Origin of the sequence: Pseudomonas monteilii NBRC 103158 = DSM 14164 (assembly GCF_000730605.1) — a bacterium.
GTDB classification, from domain to species: Bacteria; Pseudomonadota; Gammaproteobacteria; order Pseudomonadales; family Pseudomonadaceae; genus Aquipseudomonas; species Aquipseudomonas monteilii.
Map to the genome: position 1 here is coordinate 34,943 of NZ_BBIS01000010.1, position 24,499 is coordinate 59,441.

General features: G+C 62.1%; 21 protein-coding genes and 3 tRNA genes. 10 read left to right on the top strand and 14 right to left on the bottom strand.

Annotation, left to right across the window (positions count from 1 at the left end):
- The first annotated feature begins 58 nt into the window (after positions 1–58).
- Positions 59–1,381, top strand: a complete 1,323-nt coding sequence (locus PM2_RS05640) for a dicarboxylate/amino acid:cation symporter (protein ID WP_016712021.1) — start codon at positions 59–61, stop codon at positions 1,379–1,381.
- Positions 1,382–1,444: 63 nt separating this feature from the next.
- On the opposite strand, the gene tsaA is transcribed toward PM2_RS05640, so the two are convergent.
- From tsaA to PM2_RS05660, 4 genes are all read right to left on the bottom strand, one after another.
- The gene (gene tsaA / locus PM2_RS05645; RefSeq protein ID WP_019098117.1) at positions 1,445–2,137 is read right to left on the bottom strand and encodes a tRNA (N6-threonylcarbamoyladenosine(37)-N6)-methyltransferase TrmO; all 693 of its coding nucleotides are present in this window, start codon (positions 2,135–2,137) and stop codon (positions 1,445–1,447) included.
- Positions 2,138–2,143: 6 nt separating this feature from the next.
- Positions 2,144–2,605: a YehS family protein gene (locus PM2_RS05650; protein WP_028700129.1), complete on the bottom strand. Its 462-nt coding sequence runs from the start codon at positions 2,603–2,605 to the stop codon at positions 2,144–2,146.
- Between the two features lie 47 nt (positions 2,606–2,652).
- Positions 2,653–3,363: an rRNA pseudouridine synthase gene (locus PM2_RS05655; RefSeq protein ID WP_016712018.1), complete on the bottom strand. Its 711-nt coding sequence runs from the start codon at positions 3,361–3,363 to the stop codon at positions 2,653–2,655.
- Between the two features lie 77 nt (positions 3,364–3,440).
- Positions 3,441–3,893, bottom strand: coding sequence for a GNAT family N-acetyltransferase (locus PM2_RS05660; RefSeq protein ID WP_016712017.1), 453 nt, complete (start codon positions 3,891–3,893; stop codon positions 3,441–3,443).
- Between the two features lie 197 nt (positions 3,894–4,090).
- Here PM2_RS05660 and PM2_RS31325 point away from each other — a divergent pair, with 197 nt between their 5' ends.
- The 4 genes from PM2_RS31325 to PM2_RS05680 are packed head-to-tail and all read left to right on the top strand — an operon-like array spanning position 4,091 to position 8,037.
- Complete coding sequence (locus PM2_RS31325; RefSeq protein WP_033741346.1) at positions 4,091–4,720, top strand: hypothetical protein; 630 nt, start codon at positions 4,091–4,093, stop codon at positions 4,718–4,720.
- Positions 4,721–4,777: 57 nt separating this feature from the next.
- Positions 4,778–5,572, top strand: coding sequence for a DUF6502 family protein (locus tag PM2_RS05670; protein ID WP_042131438.1), 795 nt, complete (start codon positions 4,778–4,780; stop codon positions 5,570–5,572).
- Positions 5,569–7,233: a DUF5666 domain-containing protein gene (locus PM2_RS05675; RefSeq protein ID WP_028700132.1), complete on the top strand. Its 1,665-nt coding sequence runs from the start codon at positions 5,569–5,571 to the stop codon at positions 7,231–7,233. Before PM2_RS05670 ends, PM2_RS05675 begins: the two co-directional genes overlap by 4 nt.
- 54 nt (positions 7,234–7,287) lie before the next feature.
- On the top strand, positions 7,288–8,037 hold the full coding sequence (locus PM2_RS05680) for a transporter (RefSeq protein ID WP_033723964.1): 750 nt from the start codon (positions 7,288–7,290) through the stop codon (positions 8,035–8,037).
- A gap of 57 nt (positions 8,038–8,094) precedes the next feature.
- On the opposite strand, the gene rimO is transcribed toward PM2_RS05680, so the two are convergent.
- Positions 8,095–9,426 (bottom strand): 30S ribosomal protein S12 methylthiotransferase RimO, encoded by a 1,332-nt coding sequence (gene rimO / locus PM2_RS05685; RefSeq protein WP_016712011.1) that lies wholly within the window; start codon positions 9,424–9,426, stop codon positions 8,095–8,097.
- A gap of 234 nt (positions 9,427–9,660) precedes the next feature.
- On the opposite strand from rimO, the gene PM2_RS05690 reads away from it, so the two are divergent.
- The gene (locus tag PM2_RS05690; RefSeq protein WP_016712010.1) at positions 9,661–11,571 is read left to right on the top strand and encodes a potassium transporter Kup; all 1,911 of its coding nucleotides are present in this window, start codon (positions 9,661–9,663) and stop codon (positions 11,569–11,571) included.
- Positions 11,572–11,605: 34 nt separating this feature from the next.
- Here the strand turns inward: PM2_RS05690 and PM2_RS05695 are convergent, their stop codons facing one another.
- The 5 genes from PM2_RS05695 to PM2_RS05715 all read right to left on the bottom strand — a co-directional run bounded on the left by PM2_RS05695 (position 11,606) and on the right by PM2_RS05715 (position 16,301).
- Positions 11,606–12,898: a virulence factor family protein gene (locus PM2_RS05695; RefSeq protein WP_028700134.1), complete on the bottom strand. Its 1,293-nt coding sequence runs from the start codon at positions 12,896–12,898 to the stop codon at positions 11,606–11,608.
- Entirely contained in the window at positions 12,898–15,540 is a 2,643-nt protein-coding gene (gene mprF, locus PM2_RS05700; RefSeq protein ID WP_028700135.1) for a bifunctional lysylphosphatidylglycerol flippase/synthetase MprF, read from the bottom strand. The genes PM2_RS05695 and mprF overlap by 1 nt, the downstream gene beginning before the upstream one ends.
- Before the next feature lie 262 nt (positions 15,541–15,802).
- Positions 15,803–15,879, bottom strand: a tRNA-Met gene (locus PM2_RS05705).
- Between the two features lie 134 nt (positions 15,880–16,013).
- A tRNA-Met gene (locus tag PM2_RS05710) sits at positions 16,014–16,090 on the bottom strand.
- A 134-nt stretch (positions 16,091–16,224) separates the two neighbouring features.
- Positions 16,225–16,301: transfer RNA gene (locus PM2_RS05715), tRNA-Met, on the bottom strand.
- Between the two features lie 214 nt (positions 16,302–16,515).
- On the opposite strand from PM2_RS05715, the gene dinB reads away from it, so the two are divergent.
- Positions 16,516–17,580: a DNA polymerase IV gene (gene dinB, locus PM2_RS05720; protein ID WP_028700136.1), complete on the top strand. Its 1,065-nt coding sequence runs from the start codon at positions 16,516–16,518 to the stop codon at positions 17,578–17,580.
- 40 nt (positions 17,581–17,620) lie between these two features.
- Here the strand turns inward: dinB and PM2_RS05725 are convergent, their stop codons facing one another.
- The 3 genes from PM2_RS05725 to PM2_RS05735 all read right to left on the bottom strand — a co-directional run bounded on the left by PM2_RS05725 (position 17,621) and on the right by PM2_RS05735 (position 21,748).
- A complete protein-coding gene (locus PM2_RS05725; protein ID WP_028700137.1) occupies positions 17,621–18,571 on the bottom strand; it encodes a hypothetical protein in 951 nt (316 codons plus the stop codon).
- 20 nt (positions 18,572–18,591) lie between these two features.
- The gene (locus PM2_RS05730) at positions 18,592–20,307 is read right to left on the bottom strand and encodes a proline--tRNA ligase (RefSeq protein WP_016712005.1); all 1,716 of its coding nucleotides are present in this window, start codon (positions 20,305–20,307) and stop codon (positions 18,592–18,594) included.
- A 160-nt stretch (positions 20,308–20,467) separates the two neighbouring features.
- Positions 20,468–21,748 (bottom strand): OprD family porin, encoded by a 1,281-nt coding sequence (locus tag PM2_RS05735; RefSeq protein ID WP_016712004.1) that lies wholly within the window; start codon positions 21,746–21,748, stop codon positions 20,468–20,470.
- Positions 21,749–22,439: 691 nt separating this feature from the next.
- On the opposite strand from PM2_RS05735, the gene PM2_RS05740 reads away from it, so the two are divergent.
- Positions 22,440–22,859 (top strand): HIT family protein, encoded by a 420-nt coding sequence (locus PM2_RS05740; RefSeq protein WP_028700138.1) that lies wholly within the window; start codon positions 22,440–22,442, stop codon positions 22,857–22,859.
- A 1-nt stretch (position 22,860) separates the two neighbouring features.
- Positions 22,861–23,067 (top strand): SlyX family protein, encoded by a 207-nt coding sequence (locus PM2_RS05745; RefSeq protein ID WP_016712002.1) that lies wholly within the window; start codon positions 22,861–22,863, stop codon positions 23,065–23,067.
- Between the two features lie 60 nt (positions 23,068–23,127).
- Here PM2_RS05745 and PM2_RS31850 read toward each other — a convergent pair whose 3' ends face one another.
- Complete coding sequence (locus tag PM2_RS31850; RefSeq protein WP_016712001.1) at positions 23,128–23,721, bottom strand: cold-shock protein; 594 nt, start codon at positions 23,719–23,721, stop codon at positions 23,128–23,130.
- 281 nt (positions 23,722–24,002) lie between these two features.
- Between PM2_RS31850 and PM2_RS05755 the strand changes: the two genes are divergently transcribed.
- The gene (locus PM2_RS05755) at positions 24,003–24,476 is read left to right on the top strand and encodes a Dps family protein (protein WP_016712000.1); all 474 of its coding nucleotides are present in this window, start codon (positions 24,003–24,005) and stop codon (positions 24,474–24,476) included.
- Positions 24,477–24,499 lie beyond the last annotated feature (23 nt).

Consider the following 24,499-nt stretch of genomic DNA (forward strand, 5'->3'; position numbering starts at 1 on the left):
ATTCAGGTGCCCCATCACCCTGGGAAGGGTGGGCCGGCACACTTGAGGAAAATGAGCCATGACGACACGTCAGCCGCTGTACAAATCCCTGTATGTCCAGGTGTTGGTCGCCATCACCATCGGCATTCTGCTCGGCCACTACTATCCGGAAACGGGCGTCGCCCTCAAACCTTTGGGTGACGGCTTCGTCAAACTGATCAAGATGGTCATCGCCCCGATCATCTTCTGCACCGTGGTCAGCGGCATCGCCGGCATGCAGAGCATGAAGTCGGTCGGTAAGACCGGCGGCTACGCGCTGCTGTACTTTGAAATCGTCTCCACCATCGCCCTGATCATCGGCCTTGTCGTCGTCAACGTGGTCAAGCCAGGCGCTGGCATGCACATCGACGTCAGTACCCTGAACGCCAGCAGCGTGGCTGCCTACGCCGCCGCCGGCGCGCAGCAGACCACCGTCGGCTTCCTGCTCAACGTCATCCCCAACACCGTGGTCGGCGCCTTCGCCAACGGCGACATCCTGCAAGTGCTGATGTTCTCGGTGCTGTTCGGCTTCGCCTTGCACCGCCTGGGCAGCTATGGCAAGCCAGTGCTGGACATGATCGACCGCTTTGCCCATGTCATGTTCAACATCATCAACATGATCATGAAGCTGGCCCCGATCGGTGCCTTCGGCGCCATGGCCTTCACCATTGGCCAGTACGGCGTTGGCTCACTGGTGCAACTGGGCTACCTGATGGCCTGCTTCTACATCACCTGCCTGCTGTTCGTGCTGGTGGTGCTGGGCGGTATCTGCCGCGCCCACGGCTTCAGCGTGCTCAAGCTGATCCGCTACATCCGTGAAGAGCTGCTGATCGTGCTGGGTACTTCCTCGTCGGAATCGGCACTGCCACGCATGCTGGCCAAGATGGAGCGCCTGGGTGCCAAGAAGTCGGTTGTCGGCCTGGTGATCCCGACCGGTTACTCGTTCAACCTGGATGGCACCTCGATCTACCTGACCATGGCCGCGGTGTTCATCGCCCAGGCCACCGACACCACCATGGACATCACTCACCAGATCACCCTGCTGCTGGTGCTGCTGGTAGCCTCCAAAGGTGCTGCCGGCGTTACCGGTTCGGGCTTCATCGTGCTGGCCGCCACCCTGTCGGCTGTTGGCCACTTGCCAGTTGCCGGCCTGGCGCTGATCCTCGGCATCGACCGCTTCATGTCTGAAGCCCGCGCCCTGACCAACCTGGTAGGTAACGCCGTTGCTACCGTGGTGGTTGCCAAGTGGGTCAAGGAAATGGACAACGACAAGCTCGCTTCGGAGCTGGCTTCCGGTGGTGCTCCGCTGATCGATACCCGTCCTACCGATGACCTGGGCGTGGCCGAAGGCCCGGCTCGCTAATCGCGGGATGGTTAAATGAAAAAGGCGACCCTTGAGGTCGCCTTTTTCATGTTCGTGCCGCGTTCAGGCCAGCACCACTTCCAGCACCCGGATCACCTCCGGCTGCGGGTAATGCCACCTCACTTGCACATCCCAGAACTTCACCCCATACACCCGCTCGGCCGGTGGTATCTGATAGGCCGGTCGCGGGTCCTGGGCCAGGCATTGCTCGATCAGCTCTACCAGTGGCTCAGCCAGGCGTAGTGCATGCTCGCGAGCCTGGGGCAGGGCGTTTTCACCCCACTGCACGGCAATCGCAGCAGGTGCTTCACTGGCCATCTGGTTGCTGGCGCCCGCGATGCTGTCGGCGTAGGGCACATAGGGCTTGATGTCCAGTACCGGTGTGCCATCGAGCAGGTCGATCCCGGACAGCAACAGGCGGCCAGGCTCTACCCCCTCCAGACGCACCACTGACTGGCCGATGCCGTTGGGCCTGTGGGTGGCGCGGGTGGCGAACACGCCCATGCTCTTGTTGCCGCCCAGGCGCGGTGGCCGCACTTTCAGGCGGGGTTTGTCTTCCAGGGCCTGGTGGAACAGGAACAGCAGCCAGACATGGCTGACCTGCTCCAGGCCTTCGACCGCATCACCCTGGTCGAACGGCGGCAGCAGTTCGACCACGCCGCGCGCCGCGGGCGCCAGCTGCGGCTGGCGTGGGATGGCGAATTTCTCCTTGAAGCAGGAGCGCACTATACCGACCGGGGCAACCGTGTGCTGCATGGCCACTCAGCCGCGCACGCGCAGGGTCAGGCCCTTGAGGAAGTTGCGCAGCAACTGGTCACCGCACGGACGGTAGTTGTCGTGGCCGGCCTTGCGGAACAGCGCGCTGAGCTCCGGCTTGCTGACCGGGAAGTTGACCGACTTGAGGATCGCGTGCAGGTCGTCTTCCTTGAGCTCGAAGGCCACCCGCAGCTTCTTTAGGATGAGGTTGTTGGTCACCGGCAGCTCGACCGACTGCGGTGGGCGGCTGTCATCCTTGCCGCGGCGGTGAATCACCAGGCCATCGAGGAAGTGCGCCATCACCCGTTCAGGGCAACGTACGAAACCTTCCTCTTCTTCTTTCTTCAGGTAGGTGGCCAGCACCAGAGGATGCACTTCGAGGCCGGAAAGCCCAATGATTTCGGCCATCTTGGCGTCGTTCACCTTGAGCATGTAGCGCAGACTGCGCAGGACATCGTTGTGGTTCATTGCTGCAGAATCCTGTTCAGGTGCCACACGTGTGCGTGGCGTATTGCTTAGAAACGTTCGGTAGTGGCCAGGTAGCGCCATTGGCCTAGCGGCAGTTTGCCCATCGATACGCCACCCAGGCGAATACGGCGCATGCTTACCAGCTCCAGGCGCAGGTAGGCGCACAGCTCGGCGATTTGCCCGGGCTGCGGGTTTTTCAGCACCATGCGCAGGTGGGTCTCGTTTTGCCAGCTGGCTTTGGTCTTAGGCAGTTCGCGATCATTGCGTGTGGCCCCGCGCGCCAGGCGTTCCAGCGCCTGGGGCGTGGTTTCGCCGCGCACTTCGACGATGAACTCCTGCTCCAGGCGGCGCAGGTCGGCGTTGATCTTGCGCGTTACCCGCCAGTCCTGGGTGAATACCTGCAGGCCGGTGGCGCCGCGCTCCAGCGGCGCCACGCAGTCCTGCCGGGCAAAATGCCCGTGCAGGGCGCGCACGCCTTCGCGGTGAGACTCGCTGAGGTTGCCCATGTTTATGCTGGCGCGGGCAGTTTCACTGTCGATACCGGCGGGTTGGTTCATCAGCAGGGTCACCGGTTCCAGCGTTTCGGCGCGGGCGCCCGGTAACAGCTCGACGCGCTGTTGCTCAACCTTGAACTGCGGCTGCTCGACGACCGCGCCATCGACCGTCACCCAGCCGCCTTCGATATACAACTCGGCCTCGCGACGGGAGCAACCAAGCTGCTCGATAAGGCGTTTGGACAGGCGGACGGGTTCAGACATGAGGGTAATTCGCAAAGGCAGGGAAAGACCCGCATTGTACCTGCCTGCGCGACTGAGGGGCTGGGAATCTGTGTCATTTACGCCGTTTTGCGCAGGCGCATGTGCAGCAGCGGGTAGGGCTGGTCCAGGCCGTCGGTTTCCGAACGGCCGAACACTTCGAAGCCTTCATGCAGGTAGAAGCCCAAGGCTTGCGGGTTCTGTTCGTTGACGTCCAGGCGTTCGGCGTTCAGTTCGTCGATCGCATAGTGCAGCAGGCGCTTGCCAACCCCTTGGCCACGGTAGTCTGGTGCGACGAAGAGCATGTCCACGCGCCCGTTGGCGACCCCGGCGAAGCCACAGATACGTTGCCGGTCCTTGCAGCAGACCAGCATCACCGCATCCAGGTAGCGGCGTAACACGTGGTCGCGCAGCAGCAGGATGTAGCCCTCTGGCAGGAAGTGATGGGTGGCGCGTACCGAGTCCTCCCACACCTGTACCAGCTCGCTGTAGTCGCTCAAGCGCGGCGTTTGCAACGTCAGTGGCGCAGGCATGCCGGTGGTCCTCCATGGCGATAGGGAAAACATAGCAGCCCAACCACCGGTCGGCTTGTCTGTGTAGCGCTTGAACGGCGGGGGGTAGAGGTCTATTAATTAAGCGTGGGAAAAAATCCCACGCGAAGAAGAACTAAAGCTGACAACAAGACTTTTACTGATTTGGCGTTCTCGTGGCGACGACCTGGAGACGGACTATGCAAATCCACCTGCTGTTCAAGAAGGCCTTACTGGCGGTTGCCGTAGCTGGCGTGCTTTCGACATCCATTGTTTTGATCCCTGACACGATTTCTCACGGCTCCAGCGCCTATGCCAAAGATGGTGGTGGTGGTGGTCACGGCGGCGGGGGAGGCGGCGGTCACGGTGGCGGCGGTCACGGTGGTGGTGGTCACGGCGGCGGTGGAGGCGGCGGTCACGGTGGTGGTGGCGGTCACGGTGGTGGTGGAAGTGGCGGTGGCGGCGGAGGCCATGGCGGTGGAAGTGGTGGTGGCGGCGGAGGCCATGGCGGTGGAAGTGGTGGTGGCGGCCACGGTGGTGGCAGCGGAAGTGGCGGTGGTGGCCATGGCAGTGGCGGAGACGGTGGCGGCCATGCCGGCAACAGTGGCAGCGGCCACGACGGTAATTCAAACGCTGGTCGCAGCAGCAACCATGCTGAAGCGGGTGACGATCATGGCAACCATGTTGGCGGTGAGCCCGGGGATGATCATGGTAATCATGTCGGCGGCGAGCCTGGCGATGATCACGGCAATCACGTGGGGGGTGAACCTGGTGACGATCGCGGCAACCATGTGGGTGGCGAACCGGGTGATGACAACAGCAGGAGCTGACAGGCGTTGATCAGCCCAACTTCTCCCCCTTCGCTGTTAAGCGCACTGCGGCGTGTCATGCGTCCGCTGGTGCGCTTGATGTTGCGCAAGGGGGTGACTTATACGATGTTCGCCGACCTGCTCAAGGACGTGTTCGTCGACGTAGCCCACCGCGATTTTCGCCTGGACGGCACCCCGCCCACCGACAGCCGTATCAGCCTGCTCACAGGCGTGCACCGCAAGGATGTCCGGCGAATTCGTAGTGAAGCCGGCACGGCGCTCGCAGCCTTGCCGGCAAACATCACCCTGGGTGCTCAGCTGGTCAATGTATGGACCACCAGCCCGCCGTTCTGCTCGGCACCTGGCCAGGCGCTGGCGCTGCCGCGTTTGGCCAGTGTCGGCGGCGACTGTTCATTCGCTGCCCTGGTGGCCAAGGTCAGCACCGATATCCGTGGCCGGGTTGTGCTGGATGAGTGGTTGCGCCTTGGCATCGTCCGGCTCGATGAGCAGGATTGTGTGCACCTGGAGGCCCAGGCATTCGTGCCGCAGACGGGTTTCGATGAAAAAGCCGCCTACTTTGGCCACAACCTGCATGACCATGCTTGTGCAGCGGTGCATAACCTCAGTGGCGAAGGCCAGCCGTTCTTTGAGCGCAGCGTTCACTACGATGCCTTGAGCCTGGCCAGCGTCGAACACGTGCGTGAAGCGGTCTCCAGGGATGGCATGCAGACACTGCTTGCTTTCAGCCAGCTTGCAGCAGAGCTGGAGGGTGCTGATGAGCCCACTGTCGAGCAACGTCAGCGCATCACCGTAGGGCTTTATTTCTACACTGAAGCTACCCAACCCGATTTGTCGAAGACACCCGGCCCATGACTGCTCTTGTGCGCTGCCTCAGTGCCGTCACGCTCGCCCTGGTTTTCGGGTTGAACCTGATGGCGCCTGCCGAGGTGGCCGCAGCGCCGGTGTGTGTCAGCCGTGATGAAGTGGGTATGGCCGGTGCCGCAGGCATGCAGTTTCCGGGGGGAACGGGCGGCACCGGTGTGCGCAGTGAAAACGGCGGCGTTGGCGGCACTGGCGCACCGCATCCGCAGCGCCCCGGTGGCACAGGCGGTACGGGTGCAGTGGCCGAGGGTGTGGACGGCACCTACTTCGATCACAGCAGTGGTGGTGTTGGCGGTACCGGTGCGCCAATCCTGCGCCCGGGCGGTACCGGTGGTACCGGCATTGTCGGCACCATCACCGGGTTTGCCTCGATCTGCGTCAATGGTATGGAAGTCCATTATGGCAAGGACGTACCGGTGAGTCAGAACGGTGCACCGGCCAGCAGTGCTCACCTGGCCATCGGGCAGGTTGTGGCGGTGGAGGCCGTTGCCACCCAGCGCGGCCTGCAGGCTGGGCGTATCTCGATCCTCAACGCCTACGAAGGGCCGCTGACGGCGCTCCCCAGCGCCACGGCCCCGCTGCGGGTGATGGGGCAACCGGTGCGTCTTGCCGCAGGCGCGCGGGTGGCGCAAGGGCTGCGCCCGGGCGAGCCGGTCCGGGTCAGCGGCTTGCGTGATGCCAAGGGCGAAGTGGTGGCGACCCGTATCGAACGGGCGCCGGGGCTGCGAGAGGCCAGTGCCATTGGGGCGATTGATCACCCTGGTAGCCTTCAAGGGCTGCAACTGGGTACCCGCGTAGCCCCGGCACGGGAAGTGCTGGTGCGCGGCCAGTGGACCGGGCGTCAGCTGGAAGTGGCGCAAACCCGCCCTGACCCGAGCCTGCCGTTTGCTGGCCGTGTGCAGCAGGCGGTGGTCGAAGGGCTGGTGCAGCGCGCGCAGGCTCGGCAACTGGTGGTCGCAGGCATCAATGTGACGCTGGGGCAGGGCACCGTGATCGTTGGCAAGCCGGCGGCGTTGGCGCTCGATCAGCGTGTGCGGGTGAGTGGTGTACTCAATGGCGCTCACGAACTGCGGGCAACGCGTGTGGAGGTCCAGGGTGACCGCGTCGACAACCCGGACAGAGGCCATTCGGGGCATGGCAGCGAGCACGGCAGCAGTGATTCCGGCAGTTCCGGCAACAGTGGTCATGGCACACGCGAAGCGACCGCTGTTGGCAACGAAGGCCGTGAGGATCGCAGCGGTGGCAGCGGCATTGAGGACGCCAGCGGGCATGGCAAGTCAGACAGCGTGGACAAGTCTGGCAAGACAGAACATGTCGAAACGGTGGAGCAGCCTGAAAGCAGCAACAGCGGCCGTTCTGACCGGGTAGAGCGGGTCGAAGTCGAAAAGGTAGAAAAGGCCGAGAAGGTTGAGAAGGTCGAAAAAGTAGAGAAGGTCGAAAAAGTAGAGAAAGTCGAAAAGGTGGAGAAAGTCGAGAAGCCTGAAAAGGTGGAGAAGGTTGAAAAAGTCGAGAAGGTAGAGAGGGTCGAAAAAGTAGAGAAAGTCGAAAAGCCTGAAAAGGTCGAGAAGGTTGAAAAAGTCGAGAAAGTCGAAAAGCCGGAGAAGATAGATACCGCCGAAAAAGTCGAGCATCCGGAGCGTTCCGGGCGTTAGGCAACTAGGCTGGGTATGTCCGCTCACACTTCCCGACGGGATTCCGAGGTGCCGATGAGACCGACCCTCCCGCTTCTCGCCTGCCTGCTGTCATGCGCCAGCGAATCAACCTTGGCTGACACCTTCAGCGCGGCCGTCGGCATGGACTATTCAAGCGGCGACTATGGCACGGGCACCACGTCGGAAATCTGGTACGTGCCTGTGGTCGGCAAGTATGAAACCGGCCCCATGACCTACAAGGTCACCGTGCCCTGGTTACGGATCACCAACCCGGAAGTCGGCCCGAATGGTGACCCCTTGCCCGGCGGTTGCCGGGATGTGGAGAGCGGGCTGGGTGACACGGTTGCCAGCGCCGGGTACGCCCTGCTCGATGGCAGCGACGGCGGCCTGATGCTGGACCTGATCGGCAAGGTCAAATTCCCCACCGCCGATGAAGACCAGTGCCTGGGTACCGGCGAATACGACTACACCGCCCAGGTCGACATCACCAAGGGCTTTGGCCCGGTCACCGGCTTCGCGACATTGGGCTGGAAGAGGTTCGGCGACCCGCCCGACAGCGACTTCGACGACCCGGTATTTGTCAGCCTCGGCTTCGCCATACCTGTGGCTACTGGCACGTCAGCGGGCGCTTCGTACGATTGGCGGCAGAAAGTGGTCTCGACAGGGTCGCAGATCAAGGAACTGACCCTGTTCTTGACCCACAAGCTCAACCCGCAATGGAAAGTGCAACTGTATGCGGTCAAAGGCTTTTCGGATGCCAGCCCGGATGCAGAGGGGGGGCTGATGCTGTTTCACACGTTCTGACAAAAAAGCCCCTGCGCCGGGCTACCGGGGCAGGGGCTTTTCAGTGTTTCAGCCGCTTTAGATAGGCTCGGCCCACATGTCGTATTCGTCGGCATCCACCACACGGCAGCGCACTTTGTCGCCTGGCTTGAAGCCATGATCGCCGTCGATGAACACGCTGCCGTCGATTTCCGGGGCGTCGAAGAAGCTGCGGCCAACCGAACCTTGCTCCTCGACTTCGTCGATCAGCACATCGATTTCCTTGCCGATGCGCAGTTGCAGGCGGGCGGCGCTGATGGCCTGCTGGTGGGCCATGAAGCGGTCCCAGCGGTCCTGCTTGACGTCGTCCGGTACTTCTTCCAGGCCCAGGTCGTTGGCCGGTGCGCCTTCTACCGGCGAGTACTGGAAGCAGCCCACGCGGTCCAGCTGGGCTTCGGTCAGCCAGTCCAGCAGGTACTGGAAGTCTTCCTCGGTTTCGCCCGGGAAGCCGACGATGAAGGTGGAGCGGATCACCAGCTCGGGGCACTGTTCGCGCCAGTTCTTGATGCGCGCCAGGGTGCGGTCTTCGAAGGCCGGGCGCTTCATCGACTTGAGCACTTTCGGGCTGGCGTGCTGGAACGGGATGTCCAGGTACGGCAGGATCTTGCCGGCGGCCATCAGTGGGATCACGTCGTCGACGTTCGGGTACGGGTACACGTAGTGCAGGCGTACCCAGGCGCCCAGGCTGCTCAGTGCTTCGCACAATTCGAGCATGCGGGTCTTGACCGGGCGGCCGTTCCAGAAGTCGGTCTTGTACTTGACGTCGACGCCATAGGCGCTGGTGTCCTGGGAAATCACCAGGATCTCCTTCACCCCAGCCTTGACCAGGCGCTCGGCCTCGCTCAGCACTTCACCCACCGGGCGGCTGACCAGCTTGCCGCGCATCGACGGGATGATGCAGAAGCTGCAGCTGTGGTTACAGCCTTCGGAAATTTTCAGGTACGCGTAGTGGCGCGGGGTCAGCTTGACGCCCTGAGGTGGCACCAGGTCGATCAGCGGGTTGTGGTCCTGGCGTGGCGGTACCACTTCGTGAACGGCGTTGACCACCTGCTCGTACTGCTGCGGGCCGGTGACCGACAGCACGCTCGGGTGCACATCACGGATGCTGCCTTCTTCGACACCCATGCAGCCGGTGACGATGACCTTGCCGTTTTCCTTGATCGCTTCGCCGATCACTTCCAGCGATTCTGCCTTGGCGCTGTCGATGAAGCCGCAGGTGTTGACCACCACCACGTCGGCGTCCTCGTAGGTGGGCACGACTTCATAGCCTTCCATGCGCAGCTGGGTCAGGATGCGCTCGGAATCGACCAGGGCTTTAGGGCAACCCAGGCTTACGAAACCTACCTTGGGGGTGGCGGGCGTGGTGGACATGACTAACCTCGGTATTGAATGCAGGTCGCCCGGCCGGAATCGGGGGCGATCTTGACGGGCGCTTTGGGCGCCTCTGATCAAAAAGTGCGCAATTCTAGCGAGCGTAACGTCGCTTGACCAGCAGAAATACGACGAACGCTGCGCTATGCTTCGCGCCGTTGCGCGAAGGTGCCTTCAGGGGCCGGCGCTAGAGTGAATATTAAAGGCCGTGATGGCCGTCTGCGGGAGTGGTCGATGGTTCAGGCAAGCAGTCACGCCGAGGGCGGGCACGAGGGGAAGCAGGGCACGGCGCGGTCGCTAGGCCTGCTTGTGGCGGCGGTCGGGGTGGTTTATGGCGATATCGGCACCAGCCCGTTGTACACCCTGAAGGAAGTCTTCACCGGCGGTTACGGGGTGCCGGTCAACCATGATGGCGTGCTGGGGATCCTGTCGCTGATCCTGTGGTCGCTGTTGTGGGTGGTGTCGTTCAAGTACGTGATGTTCATCCTGCGCGCCGACAACCAGGGGGAGGGCGGCACCATGGCGCTGACCGCGCTGGCGCGGCGTGCCACGGCGGCCTATCCGCGGTTGCGCACACTGATGGTGATCTGCGGCCTGATCGGCGCTTCGCTGTTCTATGGCGACAGCATGATCACTCCGGCGGTGTCGGTGCTGTCGGCGGTGGAGGGCATGGGCCTGGCGTTTGACGGTATTGACCACTGGGTGGTGCCGATTTCGCTGGTGGTGCTGGTGGCATTGTTCCTGGTGCAGAAGCACGGTACCGAGAAGATCGGCAAGCTGTTCGGCCCGATCATGGTCACCTGGTTCGTGGTGCTGGGCGCACTGGGCGTGCATGGCATCTCGCAGAGCCCGGAAGTGCTGAAGGCCTTCAACCCGGGTTGGGCGATCAATTTCTTCGTGGTGCACCCCGGCATGGGCGTGGCCATTCTCGGCGCAGTGGTGCTGGCGTTGACCGGCGCCGAGGCGCTGTACGCTGACATGGGCCACTTTGGCCGCAAGCCGATCGCCCGGGCCTGGTTCATCCTGGTGCTGCCCGCGCTGGTGCTGAACTATTTCGGCCAGGGTGCGCTATTGCTACAAAACCCGGACGCAGCCCGCAACCCGTTCTACCTGCTGGCGCCAGGCTGGGCGTTGCTGCCGTTGGTCGGGTTGGCGACCATGGCCACGGTGATCGCCTCGCAAGCGGTAATCTCGGGGGCGTTCTCCCTGACCCGCCAGGCCATCCAGCTGGGCTACATTCCACGCATGCAGATCCAGCACACCTCCAGCGACGAGCAGGGGCAGATCTACATTGGGGCGGTGAACTGGTCGCTGATGGTCGGTGTGGTGATGCTGGTGATCGGTTTCGAGTCGTCCGGCGCCCTGGCGGCGGCCTACGGTGTGGCGGTGACCGGCACCATGCTGATGACCACTATTCTGGTGTCGGCCGTCATGTTGCTGCTGTGGAAATGGCCCCCTGTGCTGGCGGTGCCGATTCTGGTGGGTTTCCTGTTCGTCGACGGGCTGTTCTTCGCCGCCAACGTGCCGAAAATTGTTCAGGGCGGTGCCTTCCCGGTGTTGGCGGGTGGTGTGCTGTACTTGCTGATGAGCACCTGGAAGCGCGGCAAGCAGATTCTGGTCGAACGCATCGACGAAGGCGCGCTACCGCTGCAGCTGTTCATCAGCAGTATCCGTATTCAGCCGCCACATCGTGTCGAAGGCACGGCGGTATTCCTCACCGCACGGGCCGACGCAGTGCCCCATGCGCTGTTGCACAACATGCTGCACAACCAGGTGCTGCACAGCCAGGTGGTGCTGCTGACGGTCGTCAGTGAAGACCGGCCGCGTGTGCCGGAGCACGAGCGCTTCGAGGTGGAGGCATACGGTGATGGGTTCTTCCGTGTGCTGCTGCACTTTGGCTTCATGGACGAACCGGACGTGCCGGCGGCATTGAAACTGTGCCACCTGGACGACCTGGATTTCACCCCGATGCGCACCACCTACTTCCTCAGCCGCGAGACGGTGATTGCTTCACGGCTGGAGGGGATGTCGCGCTGGCGGGGTAACCTGTTCGCCTTCCTGCTGAAGAATGCCAACGGCAACTTGCGCTTCTTCAACCTGCCGCTGAACCGGGTGATCGAGCTGGGGACCCAGGTCGAGATCTGATTGCCAAGGGGCCGCAAAGCGGCCCCAGTCATTGTCAGTTCTTTTCGGCGACGCTCGATTTGCCTTGGCGCGTCTCGATCTCACCAATCAAGCGCTTGGCCAGCGCCGGGTAGTTCTCGTCGAAGTGGTGCCCGCCAGGCAGCTTCAGGCGTTCACCCACAGCGGTCTTCTCGGTGCAACCGCTCTCATCGGTCTCTTCCACACCATACACGCACACCACCTTGGACGCCGGCAGCCTGGCCATTTCAGGCCCGGTCGGTGCTTCCTGGCCTTCTTTGCCCAACCAGCCCTCGACCTCGATCTCGAAGCTGCCACTGCGGGCAAACGCCAGCAGCATTACGGCATCGATACGCTGTTGGTCCTCTGCCGGCAGGCGGTTATAGATGGCTGGCAGCACATCGGCACCGAACGAATAACCTGTCAGCACGAAGCGCTTGGTGCCCCACTTCTGCCGGTAATGTTGCATCAGCTCGGACAGATCGGCGGCGCTTTGCTCCGGGGTCTTGTGCTGCCAGTAGTAGCGCAGCGTGTCGATGCCTACCACCGGGTAGCCCAGCTTGGCCATTTCGCCGGCCACATCACGGTCCAGGTCGCGCCAGCCACCATCACCGGAGAGGAACAGTGTGACCGTGTCGGTGGTCTGCCCGGCCGGGACCTCGACCACCGGAATAGCCAGGGCGTTGCCGTCACGGCCAACCAGGGCCTGGGTCAGCTGGGCCTTGAGCACTTGTGGCAGGTGGATGTCGTAGTCGCTGATGCTGGTTTCGGCGTTCGCCTGGTCACGTACGAAAGCGGCGCTGGCGTCATCCGGGTTGTCGTTCCAGGCGACGTTCCAGTGGCCATGAGGTGCCGCCTTGGGCAGCGGGGCCTGACAGCCGGGTTGCTCCAGGCTGAAGTCCACTGAAATGGCCCGCGCCTTGTCATTGCTCTGGTTGGCTAGCCAACGCCAGGCCTGGGCGGCACCAGGGCCTATACCGGCGACCAGCGTCGGCTTTTCCGACAGTTCTGCCAGGGCTTGGTCCATGGCCTGTTGCTGTTTGCTACAGTCGTTCGGCGGCAGCACCACCTGCACCAGCTGGGCTTCGCCGGCCTGGCTCAGGTCCAGCAGTTGCTTGTCGGTCAATGCCTGGTCCGGTGGCACACCAATGGCTACCCGGGCCTTCGGGTGTACGCCAGGGGTCACCCGGGTGATGTGGGTGTCATTGATGCTCAGTTGCTCCAGGCGCGCCTCGGGGGCCGGGCGCGTCCACAGCCAGAACGCCAGCGCGCCACCCAGGGCGGCCAGCAGCAGGGGAACCAGCAGGTACAGCCAATAGCGTCGGGTCATCAACGTTTCACCAATCCAGTCAGGCCGCCTGCAATCAGGGCGGCGGTGTCGGCCAGTGCTACCAGCGGGTCGAGCCCGGCCGGCACGGCCATGTAGCGGGGTTCCCAGTCCGGTTGGAATTTGTCCTTGAAGCGGCGAAGCCCCTGGAAGTTGTACAACTGCTCGCCCCGGCGGAACACCAGTGAACCCAGGCGCTGGGTCAAGGGCGCACCTCGCCGCGGTTGCAGGCCGGAAAGCGGCACCATGCCAAGGCTGAAGCGGGCGTAGTCATGGCTTTTGTAGTGCAGGATCAAGCCGATCATCATGAACTCCATGGTCAGCTTGGGGGCTTCGGGGTGCGCACGCATCAGGTCGAGGCTTGCCAGTTCGTTGCCATGGGTTTCCAGCAGGTTGGCGAAGGCTACCGGGCGGCCCTGGAAGCGAATCAGCGCGATGCGGAAGTGTTGCAGGTAGTCCGGGCTGAAGCGCCCCAACGAAAAGCCTTTCTCACGCACGTTCTTGCCGCCGAGCCAGGCGTCGGAAATTTCCTTCAGCTCTGCCAGCGGGGCGTGGCCGGGTTCATGGATTTCCAGGCTCAGGCCGTCGCGACCACCGCGATTCCAGGTGTAGCGCAGGTCTTTCATCTCCTTGCCCTTGGCTTCCAGATCGAAGCGGCGCAGGTCGACACGGGCTTCTTCACCCAGCTTCAGCGCTGTCAGGCCAATATCCATGTAGAACGGCAGGTTCTCGGCACGTACCTGGTAGAACACCGGGCGAGCGTGGTGCAGGTCGCACAGGTCGCGGAACTGCCAGATCATCTCGGCGCGCTCCTGGGCCGGGCCGATGGGGTCGTACAGGGCCACTAGGCTGCGGCCACGCCGCGCGTACATGAGGAAGGCATTGTCACGCGGGTGGAACAGCAACGCTTTGTCGCCCGTCAGGGCCAGGCCGCCGTCGGGTTGGTCGGAAGCCAGCAAGATACGGTTGGCGCGCTGCAGTTCCGCTTCATCGGGCAGGTGGATCACAGGAGGGGCGGTGCGCAGCAGCCAGGTCAGCGCCACGGCGGCCAGCAGCAAGGCGCTGCCCATGGTGGCACGCAGGCCGCGTGGGGCATCGGCATCGAGAGTGAACTGCCACCACAGCTGATGGCTGTAGGGCACATCCTGGTAGGCGAACAGCAGCAGCCAGACCGAAGCGCCGACTGCGCAGGCACTGGCCACCAGGAACACCGGCGAGAAGGGCAACTCCAGCAGGCGGCTGGGGCGGTAGAACGAGCGACGGAACAGGGCAAGCAGGGTCGCGGTGAAGGTCAGCAGGCACGCCTCTTCCCAGTCAAACCCCTTGAGCAGCAACAGCAGGGCGCCCACCAGCAACAGCACGGTGGTCAGCAACCAGGCGGCGGACAGGCGCCGACGCAGGCCCTGGGCCAGCAGCAGGCACAGCACGCCGATCAGGCTGGCGCCGAAGTGCGAGGCATCGATAAGCCGGTGTGGCACCAGGAAGCCCATGTGTTCCAGACGCGTGTCGATTTCGGGTGTGGCGCCCGAGAACAGCAGCACCACGCCGGACAGGAATACCAGAATCGACAAAATCGGTGCGGCCAGCCCGGAAGCTGCCTTGATAGCCTGCTGGGCGAACAGCAGGCGCCGGGCTTCGTTGGCCAGCAACAGTACACAGGCCAGCAGCAATGGCAGTACCACGTAGATCAGCCGGTACAGCAGCAGGGCGGCCGCCAGCGGTGCAGCACCGAGCTGGTCGGCAAAGGCTGCTAGCAGGATCGCTTCGAACACCCCGACGCCGCCCGGCACATGGCTGAGTACGCCAGCGGCCAACGCCAGCAGGTACACCAGCGCGAATGCCCCGAAAGGTGGTGCTTCGGGCAGCAGCAGATACAGGACAGTGGCGGCGGCTGCCACATCCAGCGCGGTGATCAGCAGTTGCAGGGCGGCCAGCCGTGTGCCTGGCAGGCGTAGCGTGCGGCGGCCCACCTGTACCAGCAGGTTGTTCGCCAGCGGTTGCTCGGCCAGGCGCCGGCGGTACAAGCCGAACACCAGCAGGGCGGATGCCACCAGCACGGCCGTGGCGATGCCTGCCAGCAGGCCCGGCGCCAACCCGAGTGCAGCCGAGGCTGCCGGCAGGTCGCTCAAGGTCGCCAAGGCTGCCAGGGGAGGCAGCGCGCAGCCCAGCGACAAGCTGGCAAACACCGTCATGCGAGCGACTTCGCCAGCCCCCAGCCCTTGGCGTGCATAGAGCCGGTAGCGCACCGATCCGCCTGACAGCATCGACAGCCCGATGGCATTGCCAATGGCAAAGGCGCTGAAGCCGCCCAGCACCAGGCTGTGCACTGGCAACTTCACCCCGGCATAGCGGCTGGCCGACCACTCGTAACCCAGCAGGATCACGAAGCCCGCCACCGTCGCCACAAAGGCGCCCAGCAACGACTGGGTCGGCACACTGAGCATGGCGTCGTGCAAGGCATAGATATCCAGCTCGCTCAGCAGGTGGCGGCAGGCAATCAAAGCCATGGTGAACAGCACCAAGGTCACTGCCAGGCCGATGGGCTGGCGGTAGCGGCTCAGGCGTTCGAGCAAGGGCAGGCGTTGCACGGCACCGGGCAGTGCCGAGGCGAGCGGCACCGTAGGTTCGGGGTTATGGGAAGTCATGAGTTGCCCCGGGCATGCTGCGCGAGGTGGAGGGAAGGTGCGGCCAAGTGAGAGTCCCTTAGGAAAACGTATCCAATATTACTCCGGCCTCAGGCGCTTTCAGCGGCCTTGCAGGGTTAAAGATAGTTCATCCGGGGCACGATGCCTCAAGCCTGCGGGATATGGCTGGAGGGGCGGGGAAAATGAAGCGATGAAATGCAGGGGCGTAGAAACAACAAACCCCGCGCTGCTGTTAAACAGGCGGGGTTTGTTCTGACGAATATGGTTGCGGGAGCCGGATTTGAACCGACGACCTTCGGGTTATGAGCCCGACGAGCTACCAGGCTGCTCCATCCCGCGTCAGAGGTGCGCATTCTACAGTCTGCCAATTGAATGTCAAGCATTCTGCTTCGGTTTGACGGGTTTTTATTCGCCGTGTTTTTCAGCGAGCAAAGAAAAAGGCCACTGTGTTTACAGTGGCCTTTTCTTGAATCTGGTTGCGGGAGCCGGATTTGAACCGACGACCTTCGGGTTATGAGCCCGACGAGCTACCAGGCTGCTCCATCCCGCGTCAGTGGGGCGAATTCTACAGTTTTTAATGTGTATGTCAAGCGCTACGCTTTGATTTTTCAAGTTTTTTTTGAAGTTGCCTTTCAGTAGGCAAAGAAAAAGGCCACTGCGTTAACAGTGGCCTTTTCTCGAATCTGGTTGCGGGAGCCGGATTTGAACCGACGACCTTCGGGTTATGAGCCCGACGAGCTACCAGGCTGCTCCATCCCGCGCCTGTGAGATCGAATTCTACGGATTTACTTCCTGCTGTCAAGCAAATATTCAGGAAAAACCTTTTTTGTTCAAACCCTTAGCACTCGTCGGCAAGATGCAGCTCAGGCGCGGCGCGGCTTTCAGGCCAATTGTCGAATGCTGGCGCGGGTAGCTGTTTCAGGGCAGGGTGCATGCGATACTATCTGTATGAATTTACAGTGCTGACGGCCATCCATGTCCTTACGCAAGATCATCCACGTCGACTGCGATTGCTTCTACGCTGCAATCGAGATGCGTGACGACCCGCGTCTGGCCGGGCGCCCCATGGCGGTCGGAGGTTCACCCGACCACCGTGGGGTGATCGCCACCTGTAATTATGAGGCGCGTGCCTATGGTGTGCGCTCGGCCATGTCGTCGCGCCATGCACTTAAACTGTGCCCCGACTTGCTGATCGTCAAGCCGCGCTTCGAGGCTTACCGGGAGGCCTCGCGCGAAATCCATAGCATTTTCCGCGACTACACCGAGTTGATCGAGCCGTTGTCGCTGGACGAAGCCTATCTGGACGTGAGCGATAGCCAGTGGTACTCGGGCAGCGCCACGCGTATTGCCGAGGATATTCGCCGGCGGGTCGCCCGTACCTTGCATATCACCGTATCGGCGGGGGTGGCGCCGAACAAGTTCCTGGCCAAGATTGCCAGCGACTGGCGCAAGCCCAATGGCCTGTTCGTGATTACCCCGGGTGAAGTGGAGGTGTTCGTGGCTGGCTTGCCGGTGGCCAGGTTGCACGGGGTGGGCAAGGTGACGGCAGACAAACTGGCACGGCTGGGTATTGAAACCTGTCTGGAACTGCGCGAATGGTCGCGCCTGGCGCTGGTGCGCGAGTTTGGCAGTTTTGGCGAGCGCTTGTGGGGGCTTGCGCGGGGGATCGACGAACGTGCGGTGCACAACGACAGCCGTCGACAGTCGGTGAGTGTGGAAAACACCTACGACACCGACCTTCCAGACCTGGCCAGCTGCCTGGCGCGGCTGCCTGAGCTGCTGGAAAGCCTGAATGAACGCATCGCCCGCATGGACAGCAGTTACCGGCCGGACAAACCCTTCGTCAAGGTCAAGTTCCACGACTTCAGCCAGACAACCCTGGAGCAGGCCGGGGCGGGCAGGGACCTGGAAAGCTATCGACAGTTGCTGGGGCAGGCGTTCGCCCGTGGAGGCAAACCGGTACGCTTGCTTGGGGTGGGGGTGAGGTTGCGCGATTTGCGCGGGGCGCATGAGCAGTTGGAATTGTTTGTACCTGAATAAAAAGGGCCGCATATGCGGCCCATCGCGAGCAGGCTCGCTCCTACAGTCCAGGGTCAGCCACCAACCGGCCAGTGGCCTTGGTCAGCGACTGTAGAAACTCCTGCTGCAGCTCTGGATCGTTGCGGGTCAGCTCGATCAGGCTTTGTTCCATTTCACTGGCTTCTTCTTCAAGGCCCAGCTCGGACAGGCGCTTGACCCGGTGGACCCATTGGCCGACATCGTCATCTTCGAGGTCGTCGAAGATCAGCTCATGGGCTTCGAGCAGCTTGTTGCGCAGGGTGGCGCTGACCAGCAGGCTGGCATCGCCACGCACCGCGTTGTCCTCGTCGAGTACCTGCAGGTGCAGGGTGCCGATGTGGTTGAGGTTCTGCTCCGAGAACGGGCTGTCGAGCAGGTTCAGGCGTAGCACGCCGTTCCTGTCGGTAGTCAGTTCGTGGGTCATCTTGCCAGCCTTGACCTCGACCAGGCGTTCGCTCCAGGGCACGCTGGTCGATTCCTCGCGCTTGCCTTTCTGCACCTCGCTGATCCCGGCCAGGTTCTGCTGGGCGCGGCCGTTGGACGGCACGTTCATGAACGGGTTGAGCCCATCCACGCCGTAGCTGAGCCAGTCATGAGTGATGCTTTCCGGCAGGTTGCCCAAGGCGAAGACGTTGGCCACGTTGGCCCCGACGCCCGCCACCACGGCCACTGCACCCAGCGGGATCTCGTAGATCTCGCGCCAGGGCTGGTACGGCGTGTAGCGGTCGTAACGACGGGTAACTTCGAACTCGGTGACTTCGAAGCGCTTCTGCTCATGCACACGCACACGTCGTTGCGGAAGCTCCATCACCTTCGGCTCGCCGACATCGATCTGCAGGGTGTGCTCGAGCAATTTGCGCTCGACGCGCTCCTCATGGTCGCTGCGCTGGGACATCTGGTTGGCGCAGCCGCTGACGAGCAGGGCGCCGCACAGTGCGGCGCCCCCCAGGGTAAAGGTACTTCGCTTGAACATGATCACTCGTGCATTGGTTATCAGCGGCGAACGCGGGCCTGCAGGAAGCTCAGCACTTCATTGAGCGGCAACGCCTGGGCGTCTTGCTCGGTGCGGTGCTTGTACTCAAGGTTGCCTTCGGCCAGGCCGCGATCGCTGACGACGATGCGGTGTGGGATGCCGATCAGCTCCATGTCGGCAAACTTGATGCCTGGGCTGGTTTTCTTGTCGCGGTCGTCCAGCAGCACTTCAAAGCCGGCGGCGGTCAGTTCGGCATACAGCTTGTCGGTTGCCTCGCGGACCACATCGGTTTCGTAGCGCAGCGGTACCAGGGCGATCTGGAACGGGGCCAGGGCGTCGTTCCAGATGATGCCTTTGTCGTCATAGCTCTGCTCGATGGCAGCGGCGACCACGCGGGACACGCCGATGCCGTAGCAGCCCATGGACAGGGTTACCGGCTTGCCGTTCTCGCCCAGTACCTGGCACTTAAGCGCTTCGCTGTACTTGGTGCCCAGCTGGAAGATGTGGCCCACTTCGATGCCGCGCTTGATCACCAGGGTACCCTGGCCGTCCGGGCTTGGGTCGCCTTCGACCACATTGCGCAGGTCGGCCACCTGAGGGACTGGCAGGTCACGCTCCCAGTTCACGCCGAAGTAATGCTTGTCGTCGATGTTGGCGCCGATGCCGAAGTCGCTCATCAGGGCAACCGAACGGTCGATGATGCATTCCAGCGGCAGGTTCAGCGGGCCGAGCGAGCCGGCACCGGCGCCGATGGCGTCGCGCAGTTCGGCTTCGGTGGCCATGACCAGTGGGTCGGCAACCTGTTCCAGCTTGGTGGCCTTGATTTCGTTTAGCTCGTGGTCGCCACGAACGACCAGGGCAATCAGCTTGCCTTCTTCGGCGCCGCGCACGATCAGGGTCTTGACGGTTTTCTCGATGGCCAGGCCGTAGTTTTCCACCAGCTGGGCGATGGTTTTGGCGTTTGGCGTGTCGACCAGGCGCAGCTCCTCGGTAGGGGCAGGGCGCACGGTTTCACGCGGGATGGCCTCGGCCTTCTCGATGTTGGCGGCGTAGTCGGAGCTGTCGCTGAAGATCACGTCGTCTTCGCCGGACTCGGCCAGTACGTGGAATTCGTGCGAATAGCTGCCACCGATCGAGCCGGTGTCGGCCTGCACTGGGCGGAAGTCCAGGCCCAGGCGGGTGAACACGTTGCTGTACGCCTGGTGCATGCGGTCGTAGGTTTCCTGAAGGGAAGCCTGGTCGGCATGGAACGAGTAGGCGTCCTTCATGATGAACTCGCGGCCACGCATCAGGCCGAAGCGCGGGCGGATCTCGTCACGGAACTTGGTCTGGATCTGGTACAGGTTGAGCGGCAGCTGTTTATAGCTGGACAGCTCGTTACGGGCCAGGTCGGTGATGACTTCTTCGTGGGTCGGGCCAACGCAGAAATCACGCTGGTGGCGATCCTTCAGGCGCAGCAGCTCTGGGCCGTACTGCTCCCAACGGCCGGACTCCTGCCACAGCTCGGCGGGCTGAATGCTTGGCATCAGCACTTCCAGGGCGCCGGCGGCGTTCATTTCCTCGCGTACCACGGCCTCGACCTTGCGCATTACCCGCAGGCCCATCGGCAGCCAGGTGTACAGGCCGGAGGCCAGTTTGCGGATCATGCCGGCACGCAGCATGAGCTGATGGCTGATGACCACTGCGTCGGCAGGGGTTTCTTTCTGGGTGGCGAGCAAATATTGACTGGTGCGCATGGTTAGCCGTGTCGATTGCCTAAGACGTTGAAATAGCCCCGCATTGTACGGGGGGGAAACGAAGGCGTACAGGATGCCCCAGGGCGTGACGCTTGTCAGCCAAGAAAAAGCCCGGCGTGATCGCCGGGCTTTTTCAGGTGCGGGGCACTGCAAGCCAGGCTTACAGGATGCTCAGCGGGTACTCCACGATCAGGCGCAGTTCGTCGATCGAGCTCGAACCGTAGTAAACGCCGTCGGCGGAACGGTAGGTGGCCTGACGTACGCGCAAGCTCAGGTCTTTGGCCGGGCCGCTTTGCAGCACGTACTTGACGTCTACGTCGCGTTCCCATTCCTTACCGTTGTTGGTGCTTTCGGTCGTGGCACCGGAACCGCGCACATAGCGGGTCATGAAGGTCAGGCCGGGTACGCCGTATTCGGCGAAGTTCAGGTCGTAGCGAGCCTGCCAGGACTTCTCGTCTTCGGCGTTGAAGTCGGAGCGGGCAACGGAGTTGGCCAGGAAGATGGTGCCGCCACCGTCGACGCCGTAGGCGTAGTCGCCGTCGCCGCTGACTTTCTGGTAAGCCAGGGTGAAGGTGTGGGCGCCAATGTTGTAGGCGGCCGAGAGGCTGGCTGCGATGTTGTCCAGTTCGTTGCTGCCGTCAGCCTTGCTGACGAAGGCGCCGGTCAGGTTGTCGCCGATGGACTTGGTGTCATAGATGTTGAAGTCGAACACCAGGCCTTGCTTGTCGCTGATCGGCAGCGCCCAGTTGATGTTGCCGTACCACTTGCGGAAGTGATCTTCGACGCGCGAGTAGTAGACGCTGGAGCTGAGGTTTTCGTTGATGGCATAGGTGCCACCGAAGACGTTGGCCTCGGTCAGGCGCAGGCTGTCGTGGTAGGTCTGGGCCTGCGCGTTCAGGGCAGTGAAGTGACCGGCGTGCAGGGTCAGGCCATCGATTTCGTTGCTGGTGATCAGGCCGCCTTCAGCAACTTCTGGCAGCAGTCGGCTGTCGTCGGTGGCGAATACTGGCAGGGCGGTGAACTGGTCGCCGAACTTCAGCACGGTATTGGAGACGCGCAGTTTTACTGCACCGCCGCCTTCGGAGTAATCATCTTGCGAACGGCCGTCGGAACCGGTCGGGAACAGGCCGGTGCCGGCGCGGCCTTTGCCGCTGTCCAGTTTCAGGCCCAGCATGCCGATGGCGTCAACGCCGAAGCCCACGGTGCCTTGGGTGAAGCCCGACTCGAAGGTACCCAGGAAGCCCAGGCCGGTTTCTTCGACGCGGCTCTTGCCGCTGTCGTTGTTACGGAAGTCACGGCTGAAGTACAGCATGCGGGTTTTTACGTTCAGCTTGCTGTCTTCGAGGAAACCTTTGGACTCGTCTTGTGCCGAGGCCATTGCCAACTGCGAGGTCCCTGCCGCAACGGCCAGGGCGATCATGCTCCACTTCATCACGCGCATCGTGATTTGCTCCTTTGGTTTTTAGGAAGAGTACCGCTGCATCCATGTGTTTTAGTTATATGGAGCAGCTCTTTCTTGTTATGTCGGCGAAAATGTATAGCACGCTGACTGTTGTTGGCGATATGGCTATAAGCACTCTTTTCGGAACTTTTTCACCCCGTCGCTTTTAGGTATTTCCATGTCGCAAATCACGCCCCGGTTTAAGGGCCGTACAACGCCAGCGCTGTTCCTGTCACCGTAACAAACCTGTAACCACCGGTTCCGGTTAGGGGAACTCCCTGGTAACCAATGCCGCTGTTGTTATTTGTCGCGTTCACCTGCCATTGCAGATGTCGTGCCGACTTGGCGGGAAGGGAATGCAACAAGCGTGCTCAAAATTCGCAACACTTCATGAAATTTTCACAAAACCTGCTACCGAGGGTCGGAAAGTCCCGTAAACACGGGGTGAAGCCGGCTCGCGCACATGTTGGAGTCGAGAATCATTAAAATTTAAAAAGCTGCCATTAAAGTCAATGTGTTACCGCAATTTGTTCATCCAGAGTCGTTTGTGGGGTGACAGGTGTGGAGAGCGTGGACAGAAGGCCTCATTTTGGTGCGAAAAGTAGCGCTGTGTTACCGGGAGTGTGCAAGGTATCCTTGCAGGCCTGATTTCCGCTTGAAGCGGGTTGGTTTTGCCTGAAGGAGATATGCCGTGTTCGTCCTCGATTCGCGTTTGCAGCAGGATTCCCTGGTGCTGGGGGAGTTTGCACTGTGCCAGTTGCTGCTGAGCAAGGATGCCAACTACCCATGGTTCATCCTGGTGCCCAAGCGCGCCGGCATCAGCGAACTGTTCGAGCTGGAAGCGGCGGACCAGCAGCAGTTGTGGCAGGAAACAACCCTGTTGGCTGAGGCGCTGAAAGCCAGCTACAGCGCCGACAAGATGAACGTGGCCACCCTGGGCAACGTGGTCAGCCAGCTGCATATGCACGTGATTGTGCGCCAGCGTGACGATGCTGCCTGGCCGGCACCGGTGTGGGGCAAGTGCCCGGCGGTGGCCTACAGCGACGATCAGTTGAATGCCATTCGCCAGCGCCTGCGTGGGCTGCAACTTGCTGGTTATCAGGAGGCCTGAGATGTCGCTGGAGTTACGTATTGTTGAACTGGAAACCCGCCAGGCGTTCCAGGATGACACTATCCAGGCGTTGAATGACGTGGTGGTCGAGCAGGCGCGGGTGATCGAGCGGCTGCAATCGCAGATGGCCGAACTGATCAAGCGTTATGAAGAGATGGTCGGCCAGTACGGCAGCGAAGGGGAGGAGGCGCCACCGCCTCATTATTGATGCGTCGCAGAGGCATATTCACCGGCATGCCGGTAAATATGCCTATGGATGAAGCGGCAATCAGCGGCGGGTTACCGCAACCACATCTTCGGCCTGCAGGCCCTTGTCGCGGTGCATCACCGAGAACTCAACGCGCTGGCCTTCGACCAGAATGCGATGACCTTCGCCGCGAATGGCGCGAAAGTGCACGAAGATGTCATCACCCGAATCGCGGGAAATGAAGCCAAAGCCTTTCGACGTGTTGAACCACTTGACGGTGCCGGTATCGCGGTTGCCGGCATCCTGAGCGGCATGCTGGCTGTTGCGTGCCCTGCGCGGGCTGCGGGCAAAACCCACGGCCAGGTGCAGGGCCACTGCCAGTGCCGCGCAGACCAGTGCCGCGAGGTTGCCCATTTCCGGGCGGGCCAGCAATGTCAGGGTTTGCAGCACCACCGCCACCACCAGCAGGGCGCAGGCAAGGTGCTGCAACTGCTGCCGCGCACCGCGGTAGTACAGGGGCACGACCGGGGCCAGGACCAGGTTGAGCAGGCCGAGCAGTGCCAGGTAGACCGCGTCAGGTTGTTGCAGGAAGGGTGTCGCGTCGGTTTTCAGGCTGGGTATGAGCGATAGCAGCAAGGCTGCCACGCCCGTCACCAGATGGACGATCTTGAACATGGGGTTGGCTCACAGTTGATAAGGCCGATCACAGGAAGAGCGGGCAGCACGGTGCGCATGAGGTGTAGAGCGCGAACACGTGGCAGGCCAGCCTATGCACCCGGCAATGACAGTCCGCACGGGTGGCACGGTGCCTATTTAACAGTAAAGCCGCAGGCTACTCAAACCGCAGGCCGCCCGGCGGGCAATGTGTTGCGCCATGTCACATGCGGCAGGGGGGAAGTGTTGCTACAGTGGTCCACGTCCGCTTGAGTCTCAAGCCTTATGGAAAGGGGAGCTTCATGGCAATCGATATCGGTATCAGCGAAGAAGATCGCAAGTCCATCGTCGATGGGCTATCCCGCCTGTTGTCGGATACTTACGTGCTGTATCTGAAAACCCATAACTTTCACTGGAACGTCACCGGCCCGTCGTTCCGTACCCTGCACCTGATGTTCGAAGAGCAGTACAACGAGCTGGCGCTGGCGGTCGACTCCATCGCCGAGCGTATCCGGGCCTTGGGCTTCCCGGCGCCGGGCTCGTATGCATTCTATGCGCGGCACTCGTCTATCAAGGAGGAGGAAGGTGTACCCCCGGCGGACGAGATGATCCGCCAGCTGGTGCAGGGGCAGGAGGCCGTGGTGCGCACGGCGCGCAGCATTTTCCCGGTGGTGGACAAGGTCAGCGACGAACCTACCGCCGACTTGCTGACCCAGCGCATGCAGGTGCACGAAAAAACGGCCTGGATGCTGCGGGTAATGCTCGACGGCAAGTAAAGGCCATCGTGCAGTAACAAACC